Consider the following 1,335-nt stretch of genomic DNA (forward strand, 5'->3'; position numbering starts at 1 on the left):
ATCCCCTGCAAGGATAAATTGAACCTGATCTTTTTGGATTCCTCCTTTTTCCATTGCCTTTTGACAAGCTTCTTCGAAAAGGACTTTATGTGCTTTTTCATAGGAATCTTGTCCAAGCCATAAATCAGCGTGAAGAGTATCAAAGTCATCTGGGATAGCCCCATTGGCTTCAAACGGACCACCAATGGTTCCAGTGGAGATAATGACAGGATTTTGTTCAAAAATCCATGTGCGATGACCTGCAAGCATTATAAACCACCCCACTGGATTAAAATGGTTTTGATGAAGGCAATGACAAAAGCGGAAAAAACACCAAATAAAATAACCGCCCCTGCTAATTTAAACATGTTGCCGCCTACGCCCAGTACAAATCCTTCGGAACGATGCTCAATGGCAGGTGATATGACCGCATTGCCAAAACCGGTTACGGGTACAGCTGTTCCAGCCCCTCCAAATTGGGCCATTCGATCATATACACCAAAACCAGTAAGAAGCATCGTAATAAAAATTAACGTACCCACTGTCGGATTTCCGGCCGTTTGCTCAGTAAAATCAAAAAAATAAATGTAAAAGTCAGAAATACCCTGACCGATCAGACAGATAAGTCCACCAGTTATAAAGGCCTTTATACAATTTTTAACAACCGGTCTTTTAATCTCTCGTTGTTTTTGCAATTTTTGGTATTCCTGTTGCACAGGAGTGAGTTGTTTCTTTTGATTATTAGACATAACTCGATCCTTTCTCTTTATGTTTGTTCCTTCATAAGACTTTTCAGTTTATTTAAATCCTTTTTTAAGTTTTTCTTATTCGTATCGTTTTTTTTTAGTCTCTGTTCTATGTTTTCGAGTTCCCAGAATATTTTTTTATCACTCGAAACAAATATTTTATGATCTGGATACATTTTTTTTAAGTCAGATTTAACTGACTTCTCGATATTTTTTAATCGGAAACGGTTGAAATTTCCGACTTTTATTGCTATTAAAAGCTCATTATCTGTATTCACAGCCTTTACATCCGAAATTTCTTCCTTAGTGATAATCTTTTCTTTAGCATGATTGGCAACAGATTGATCAATTAGTTTACTTGTATGTACTTGTGAAATACCCAAATCATTATTATGGTCTAACTGATTTTGGTTTCCGTTACACCCTGAACCCAATCCGATAAGGATTAAAATGAAAAATAATATTTTCACTTTCATGAAATCACCTCCATGTTTTACCAGTATTGGAATGCTTAAAAAAGGTTGGCCTCTCAACCAACCTTTTCGCCATACTCTTTATTGTTGTTTGTATTGAGGTTCTTCTTGTTCGATTTGTTGAACACGTGGTTCAA

General features: G+C 36.3%; 2 protein-coding genes and 1 pseudogene. All 3 read right to left on the minus strand.

The genetic code is table 11. The annotated features are described in order from the left end of the window. Positions 1-249: pseudogene (locus AC1Q59_RS24745) on the minus strand (stage V sporulation protein AD); the annotation flags it as partial. Further along, on the minus strand, positions 249-728 hold the full coding sequence (spoVAC, locus tag AC1Q59_RS24750) for a stage V sporulation protein AC (RefSeq protein WP_492368524.1): 480 nt from the start codon (positions 726-728) through the stop codon (positions 249-251). The pseudogene AC1Q59_RS24745 and the gene spoVAC, both read right to left, overlap by 1 nt. Before the next feature lie 17 nt (positions 729-745). Continuing rightward, entirely contained in the window at positions 746-1,201 is a 456-nt protein-coding gene (locus AC1Q59_RS24755) for a YhcN/YlaJ family sporulation lipoprotein (RefSeq protein ID WP_492368525.1), read from the minus strand. Positions 1,202-1,335: the final 134 nt, after the last annotated feature.

Source organism: Cytobacillus sp. MT66 (assembly GCF_058792595.1).